General features: G+C 38.8%; 8 protein-coding genes. 7 read left to right on the top strand and 1 reads right to left on the bottom strand.

Going from position 1 to position 7529, the window contains the following annotated elements:
• Nucleotides 1–157: 157 nt before the first annotated feature.
• The 4 genes from B4K11_RS03115 (at nucleotide 158) to B4K11_RS03100 (ending at nucleotide 1889) form a co-directional block, all read left to right on the top strand.
• Nucleotides 158–376 (top strand): hypothetical protein, encoded by a 219-nt coding sequence (locus B4K11_RS03115; RefSeq protein WP_292950865.1) that lies wholly within the window; start codon nucleotides 158–160, stop codon nucleotides 374–376.
• Nucleotides 377–481: 105 nt separating this feature from the next.
• Nucleotides 482–643 (top strand): hypothetical protein, encoded by a 162-nt coding sequence (locus tag B4K11_RS03110; RefSeq protein WP_292950863.1) that lies wholly within the window; start codon nucleotides 482–484, stop codon nucleotides 641–643.
• Complete coding sequence (locus B4K11_RS03105) at nucleotides 644–1075, top strand: hypothetical protein (RefSeq protein WP_292950861.1); 432 nt, start codon at nucleotides 644–646, stop codon at nucleotides 1073–1075.
• A 58-nt stretch (nucleotides 1076–1133) separates the two neighbouring features.
• Nucleotides 1134–1889 (top strand): hypothetical protein, encoded by a 756-nt coding sequence (locus B4K11_RS03100; protein WP_292950859.1) that lies wholly within the window; start codon nucleotides 1134–1136, stop codon nucleotides 1887–1889.
• Nucleotides 1890–2200: 311 nt separating this feature from the next.
• On the opposite strand, the gene B4K11_RS03095 is transcribed toward B4K11_RS03100, so the two are convergent.
• Complete coding sequence (locus B4K11_RS03095; protein ID WP_292950857.1) at nucleotides 2201–4207, bottom strand: sigma-54-dependent Fis family transcriptional regulator; 2007 nt, start codon at nucleotides 4205–4207, stop codon at nucleotides 2201–2203.
• A 553-nt stretch (nucleotides 4208–4760) separates the two neighbouring features.
• Here B4K11_RS03095 and pqqA (B4K11_RS03090) point away from each other — a divergent pair.
• From pqqA (B4K11_RS03090) to pqqA (B4K11_RS03080), 3 genes are all read left to right on the top strand, one after another.
• The gene (gene pqqA / locus B4K11_RS03090) at nucleotides 4761–4835 is read left to right on the top strand and encodes a pyrroloquinoline quinone precursor peptide PqqA (protein ID WP_292950869.1); all 75 of its coding nucleotides are present in this window, start codon (nucleotides 4761–4763) and stop codon (nucleotides 4833–4835) included.
• A 337-nt stretch (nucleotides 4836–5172) separates the two neighbouring features.
• Nucleotides 5173–6960 carry a methyl-accepting chemotaxis protein gene (locus tag B4K11_RS03085; RefSeq protein ID WP_292950855.1) on the top strand — a complete coding sequence of 596 codons (1788 nt, stop codon included), beginning with the start codon at nucleotides 5173–5175 and terminating at the stop codon, nucleotides 6958–6960.
• A gap of 205 nt (nucleotides 6961–7165) precedes the next feature.
• Complete coding sequence (gene pqqA, locus B4K11_RS03080; RefSeq protein ID WP_292950867.1) at nucleotides 7166–7240, top strand: pyrroloquinoline quinone precursor peptide PqqA; 75 nt, start codon at nucleotides 7166–7168, stop codon at nucleotides 7238–7240.
• Nucleotides 7241–7529: the final 289 nt, after the last annotated feature.

Genomic DNA, 7529 nt, shown 5'->3' with positions numbered 1-7529 from the left:
TAATGGGGACGTACCCCATTAAAAACCAGGATAACTTTATTTTTGATTGGTTTTTTTCAATGAATAAATGGGGATGTATCCCATTAAACTCTTTGGGTTTAGTCTCGTAGGGAGGGAAGGGTTTGCTGAGTAGTGCTATTGATAAGTTGGTAAAGTGATGAATAAAATATACCTTTATGCTCCGATTGTATGTGGGTTTTGTTTTATGTTTTATGGCATTGAAATTTTTTATACAAAACAATTTATTGTGCCTAAGTATGGACAGACTGTTGAGCTAGGGGCTAATGCTATTCCTATTGGGGGAACTGTATTTATGGCCGGACTAATCCTTACTTTTTTTTCTTTGAGAGTTCTGAATAATAGAAAAGATAAATAATGCATGAACGGGAAGTCAATGGGATAAAGCTTTATTAAATAATGGGGACGTACTCCATTTTAAATGTTGATTCCGCTCAAACAAAAAAAGCATCAAGTTTTCGATGTGCGTACGAAGTATGCAGCTACTGGTGTTAAAGCTTATAAGCTTATTGCTACGGGTATTGAGGCTACGGGTATGTTATTCAATGAGGTGGCTCCTTCTGTTCCTGATACACCTAAGGGGGATACAGCAGAGGGTAGTATTTGGAAACTATTGGGTGGATAAATGAAAATAATCATTTTTTTTGTAGCGCTATTTGCTAGCTGCTTAGTAAATTCTTCTGAAAATTGTAAAATGGTGCTTGGTGGAAATAAGTTTTCACTGCCTGTTTTTCAATATGGAGCTTGGGAGTTTTATATACCTAAGGACTATCAGGTCGCTGTTTCAGTGAAAGGGTCGCTTTATATAAAAAGCTCTTCAGCTGGAGGGGGAGGGCTCTTTTATTTTGGTAATAAAAATAATAAAAAATATAAAACGCTAGTTAGTGATGAGTATGAACTGATCTACAAAAAACAATGTGAGCTATATGATTTACTTATTTATAAGGATTCAGGTATTTACTCTGGTTTTTTTGAATCGAAAAATATTTATTTCTTTGTGGAGAGTCTCTCAAGGAGTGAAATTAATATTGTTTTTGGAAATTATATTGAAGAATGAATGGGGGCGTGCCCATAAAAATTATAACCTTTATGGCCCAAGAGCTAGGTAACTTTAAATGAGTAAAATATATCTTCTACTGTTAATGTTTTTATGGGGAAGCACCGCCCAAGCGGCGAATTGGATCAATGAATGTGAAGATAGATTTAAACGTTTAAATAAGAATGCCTTCGTATATGAAAACTATGAATTACCTAATCAGGTAGAAGATAGTGAATACCACTATATAGATTTTGGCACTCTATCAATACCTGTTCCTGCTGAAGTATGGGGAAAAGGAAAATTGTCAATAATTGAGAAGCATGGAGAGCTATCAAAATTGCTAAGAGATAAAGAAGGTTTTGAATTATTTATCCGTAAAACAGATGCAGAAGAGTTTGATTACTATCCTGCTGTTTTGGCTGATATTGATGGCAACAGTCAGTATTTGTTTTTAAATACTTCAGAGGCCGATTTGATTTCTTCATCGCTAACGCTTGCTCTTGATAGTGTTACTTGTGATCAGGATAAAAAAGTTGAGATGGAACAGTTATTATTTGTTTTTGAATTTTTGAAACCTACAAAAATAGAACGATTTTCAAGTGCGTTAAGAAGAGAGGTTTTTGTTCCAACCAAACAGAGCAGAACGTATGCTACTTTGACTGAGTTTGACGATCATTACGTTGCTAGTTTATGGCATCACAGCAAAGAGTTAGAAGCGAAACAATCAATATATGAAGTTATATATATATGGCCTACAAAATTAGAGTATGCAGAGAAGATATCTAGGTTAGTAGTAATAAAAAATCGGAATAATGGGGAAGTACCTCTTTAATGCACATCATGTATGAGTGTTTATGAAAGCGGTTTTGTCGCTTTCGTAGCCCAGCCTTGCAAGTGTCGGCCAGCTGAAAAGAGCGCAGGAAACACCATCCACAGGTTATCCAATAGACAGTAAGCGGTGAAACGCGAGTAATAACTGATTGATTATCTGTTATTACTATTTGGTTCTGCACAACATTTAGTGTGAGGGTCTGAGTCGTACCTTCCCGAAGAAAGTATAGAGGTAGAAGGTATAGAGGTAGAAAGTATCGAGAGGTGAGCTAAGCCCGTTCGCACGGGCTTTCTATTAATCGGAATTCAGAATTAATATATATTATTAGGTTGAACGATATTGTATTTCTTCATCTTACGATAAACAGTGGACCTGCATATATTTAACTCCTCTGAAACGTGAGTTATATTCCATTTATAATGGCGCAGCGCCTCAATCAATCGCTTCCCTTCTTCATCATTCACAAAATCAGATAGCCCCATAGGCTTTTCTTCAGTTTCTGTGATTATTTCCTCTTTTTTGTATAGGTCTTTTGCCGCACGGACCTCTATCGGTAGGTCATCAATGGTGACATATTTATCTTTAGAAACAGCCAAAGCATAACGTAGCACGTTAGCTAATTGGCGGATATTTCCGGGCCAGTGATATTCATGGAGTATTTCTCGTGCTTGAGGTGCAAATTGAACGTCTTCAGAGCCACCTAGTTCGCTATCTAAAATACAGTCAATGATAAAGTCTTTATCATCACGTGCTCTTAGAGGTGGGAGCTTAAGGGACATGCCGTTTAGGCGATAATAAAAATCCTCGCGGAATAGTTTATCTTTGATATGTTGCATTAAATCTTGGTGAGTGGCTGAGATCACTTGTATATCAAGCCCGATAGGGGAGGTTGCGCCAAGCGGCATAATCTCACGCTCAGCGAGTGCACGTAACAAACGTGTTTGCAGCTGAGCAGGCATGTCTCCAATCTCATCTAGGAATATTGTGCCTCCGTTGGCTTGTTCTAGCTTGCCTTTCATCCCTTTTCTATTTGCGCCGGTAAAGGAACCGCTGCGATAACCAAATAGCTCACTCTCTATCAGTGATTCAGGTATAGCCGCACAGTTTAACGCGATAAATGGTCCATCTTTTTTATCACTTGCATCATGAATAGCACGTGCAAATGCCTCCTTACCTGTTCCTGTTTCACCTGTGATTAATATTGGGATATCTTTATTTATAACGTGGCGTATTTGCTGCACATTCCGTAGGACGCCAGGATCTTCACCCGCTAACTTTTCTAATGTCGGGTGCTTGTGCTTATTCGTTTTAGGTGAACTGGTTGCACTCGGCTCTTTTATTACTGATGGTGTAATGATGCTTGATGTGATTTTGTTAGCAGGTATACGTAAGGCAATTTCTATTTCATCTAGAAGTTTTGGTGATTCGTGTCTGATAGATGTAGAACCGCCATTACTCTTTGTTAAGAGTTGATCGACGGTTAAACCAACGATATCTTCGATTTTCAGCCCAAGTAGCTGTTCGCCTCTAGGTAGTAGGCTTTCGTACTCGGCAAAGGCTGATCGGTTTGCTCCGATAATGATGCCGCGTTCATTAATTGCCAATAGTTGTTCTTGCGCTAGATCTGCAAAATTATTGGTCTCTTTGACGTGCATCGTTATCTGGCTGCGATAGGTCTGGCGGAAATAACTATTTTCGATCATCCGCCCATACATAATGATCATCTGCAGGGTTAAAAACTGGCTTTCTTTTGTACCGGTAGCGCCTAAGCAGGAGGCATTAAGGCAACCTTTTAAGTTACCTAGCGGATCAAAAATAGGCGTTACTGAACAGCTAAGTTGACTGTGGTTTGAGAAAAAGTGCTCATGCTGATGAATAATCATGGATTCTTTTTCGACCAAACAGGTACCAATACCATTTGTTCCCGCTTCTGATTCGCTCCAGGTGGAACCTACCAGTAGTCCTGCATCTTGCCAGGTTTTCTTGTCTGCTGATGGAAGGCGGGCGTCTAACGCTAAACCCGCTTCATCTGTAAGTAAAACGGAAAAGCCTGCATCGGCAACACGTTTAGAAAGGCCGGTTAATCCATTCCGAGCAATATTTAGATAATCTTCATGGCGTTGAAGTTGCTGTTGAATTTCGTAATCGGTGAGAATATCGACAGGTTGTGGGCTTTTAGGGTCGAGTCCATGTTTAAGTAAACTACGCTCCCATGATTCAGCAATTTGTGCTTCGGGTCTAAAGTTTCGATCCTCGAAATTTCCTGTTACATAGGCAACCACATCCTTAGTGCCATTCACTTTTGGCAGATTTCTCATGCTCTAAATATCCTCAGCCTTACATTCATGCGGATAATACCTTTTACGGTAGTGTTCGCTTCATGAGTGAGGCACTTTATTTTTGTTATATGAGTTTAATATAGCAATGTTTTAATACACTGTGCATGAAACGTTTGCAGGATGTGTGCCACCCCTTTTAAAGCTTATTTTAGCATTCTATTTTGCCATTTAGTCTCTAAAACCTGTTAAACCCTATATTTATAAGGTGTTTTTTTATTTTTTACATAACCTACTTCTTTGAAAGATATTCTATTTTATGGGTGACATTCTTTTTATAAGATGTTACTAATAGTGGCATGTAACATATTGATTTTTAATAAAAATACATGTGTTTCATTGCTGCGTTATTGCTGTGGCTTTTTAGCAACAGGTGTATGAGATGGTAGGTCTTGCTTCGCTTGATATCCATTTTATGTCTCCGTTGTTAGACAGTTGTTTCACTAATGCTACAGTTGTTGCTCTTCTGCGACACTGTTAGTTTGATAGATTAGACATTTAATAAACATCAAGAATGTGAAGTGGAGAATGAAGAATGAAATGGACTAAGCCGGCGTTTCACGATCTGCGTATTGGTTTCGAAGTGACGATGTATTTCGCCAATCGATAAATAACTCCCCACCCCTGAGTTTAGATATGCATTCAGGCTCATTCTGGGCCTGAAATTTCTATGTTTCTTTTCCTTTTCCTTTGTTTTCGTTTTTTGAGGCGAGTGTTGCTTAGGTGCGACAGTTGCTTTTTGTGTGATTCTTGCGTGTTATATTTTTCTTGGTTTTTTATCGCTTATCCGCTGCTATATCTTTTAAATTCAATACGTTGTGTTGGTTTCCCCCTTTTCTCGTTTATTGGCATATTTCTTGATTCTATTTTATTTCACGGGTATGCATTAGCTAATTTTATCGATTGGTGGGTGCTAAAAATAATGATAATAAATGAGAATCCAGTTGATGAGCGTCTATAAGTATATTGAGCGCACTTTTTTTAACTCGCTAACTAAGAAAATTATAGGGAACGTGGTTTTTCTAATCGTTCCTCATGTGGCTTTGTTGGTACTGGCCATTTTTCATGAAGCTAGAATTGAGCAGGTCATGTCCTCAATAGAGCTTGAGCAGTCTGCAAGGGTGCTTTTGACGGATACGTTAAATGACTTTTGGTTTTCAGGATCATTGACGGTTGGCTTTGCGTTTCTAAGTGGTGCTTTTACAATCTTCTTTATGCGTCATATCTTTTTACGGCCTATTCAGGATATGACCAAGGTGCTTGGTGCGATCAAAGAAAAAGGGGGGGATATATCTGCCACTCTTCCTGTATATACCTATGATGAAATCTCCGTTATGGCTAAAAGCTATAATGAATTTTCTAAAAAGCTTAAAGAGATTATTTCTGATACGCGTTCTCGAAGTGTGAATGTCGCTGTATCGGCTGCGCACCTTAAGAAGGTAATTAGTGAGGCGACGGTTAATGCCGGAGCGCAAGAAGAGAAAGCCCATCAAGTTTTTCTATCCAGTAATGAATCGACGCAAGCTATTGATGAGATTGCTCAAAGTACTTTGCAAATTAGTGAGCAAAATTCAGATAATTTGAACGATGTGCGGGAATCTAGTGCGGAGTTGCTTAAGGTTCAAGATCAGATTCAATCAATTAAAGAGTTGGTTGATCAGTTCCAGGTTAAGATTGAAAGCTTACAGACCAATTCACAAAATATTACTCAAATACTCCTGATGGTTCAGGAGTTTTCTGAGCAAACCAACTTATTAGCGCTGAATGCATCGATTGAAGCTGCGCGGGCTGGAGATGCTGGGCGAGGGTTTGCTGTTGTCGCTGATGAGGTGCGCGGGCTTGCGCAAAAGGTAGGCTCTGCAACCAGTGAAATTGATAAAAACATCTCTCAAATGTCGTCACTGGTAGCGGATACAAAAAGCAGTGCGGGCAATATTTTAGGTTATGTAGAGTCGACGAGTTCCTTTATTGAGCAAACTAATGGTCAGTTTGGGAACTTAGTTACTGATTTTGAGCAAGTAAATAGCCAATTATCCAGTATCAGTGCCGCTATTGATGAGCTGTCGTATACAAATAAAAACTCACATCAGCATGTGGAGCATATCACTAGAATTTCTGCAGAAATGAAAGAGGAGATGGTGCGTTCTCAGGACTATTCTTCTGATTTGGAGGTTTCTACAGAGGAAAGTCAGGAATTGCTTTCTCGGTTTGTTATTGGCTACGGTCCCTTTGAAAACATTTTACAAAAAGGGCGCGGTTTTCAGTTGGAGTTGCAGGGGTTGTTATTAAGCCTGCAATCTCGCTGTAATGTATTTGATACGAATTATCAGCGAAGCAACCCTGATCAAGAGCCTGCAAAGTATGTAACTGCGTATACCAACAACTTTGATTCAGTGTTTCAGAATGTTTTTGATAATTTCATACAGGTTAACTCAGAATTCATTTATTCAGTTCTAGTGGACCGTAGTGGCTATATAGCTACGCATCATCGTAAGGTGTCACAAATGATGGTGGGCGATTTTACGCTTGATAATGCTCAAAGCCGAAATCGTCGTATCTTCTTCGATACGCGCTCTGAGCAGCGAAGAGCAACTCATGAAAAGCCTTTTTTAATGCAAACATATGTTAGAGATACAGGTGAAATTCTCAATGAGCTTTCAATACCTGTTTATGTGGAGGGGCGTCATTGGGGGGCTCTAATTATGGGGTTTGATCCAAAGCTTCTACAGTCCTAAGTTTGTTTGTTGTATTGAAGTTTGTAGTGAATCCTAACGTGAGTTTAATTATAAGTGGATAACTGGCACAAATTTAGCTTGATATTTATATGTTAGGTGTTAGGCCTGAAAAGTAACATATAGCTGTCCGCTTGTGCGACAGGTGTGGCGCTTAGCAATGCAACAGTTGAACGATTGATAATAAATTTAATAATAGGAGTTACATATGATCTGGTCTAAACCCGCTTATAGCGATCTAAGAATTGGTTTTGAAGTAACGATGTACTTTGCAAACCGCTAATATTTTCATCTTCCCCGGATGATGGTAGTGACCTAATGCCCATTAGGTTACGTTCGGTAGGTGCCTAGCCTTTGGTTATGGATTGAATACATCGTTATTCAAACTGTGCTTAGGGCTAGGCACTTCCCAATTATTTTAATATCGCTTATCTTCTCTTTAACTGGTTAATAGTCGGTTTGAATTATTTTAATTAATGTCGTTAGAATTTCTCTAAACAATGTCGTTATAAACCCCCTTGTTGTGCGGCATTCAATTTCGCTTATACAAGAAGAAAAATAATGAAAGTACA

Source organism: Neptuniibacter sp. UBA6509, assembly GCA_002435145.1.
Lineage (GTDB): Bacteria > Pseudomonadota > Gammaproteobacteria > Pseudomonadales > Balneatricaceae > Neptuniibacter.
The sequence above is the reverse complement of the archived record's forward strand: the minus strand, read 5'-3'. Positions and strand labels throughout refer to the sequence as shown.

Coding starts and splice junctions, on each gene's coding strand:
- B4K11_RS03115 (WP_292950865.1), top strand. CDS start 158: ATGAATAAAATATACCTTTATGCTCCGATTGTATGTGGGTTTTGTTTT.
- B4K11_RS03105 (WP_292950861.1), top strand. CDS start 644: ATGAAAATAATCATTTTTTTTGTAGCGCTATTTGCTAGCTGCTTAGTA.
- B4K11_RS03100 (WP_292950859.1), top strand. CDS start 1,134: ATGAGTAAAATATATCTTCTACTGTTAATGTTTTTATGGGGAAGCACC.
- B4K11_RS03095 (WP_292950857.1), bottom strand. CDS start 4,207: ATGAGAAATCTGCCAAAAGTGAATGGCACTAAGGATGTGGTTGCCTAT.
- B4K11_RS03085 (WP_292950855.1), top strand. CDS start 5,173: ATGAGCGTCTATAAGTATATTGAGCGCACTTTTTTTAACTCGCTAACT.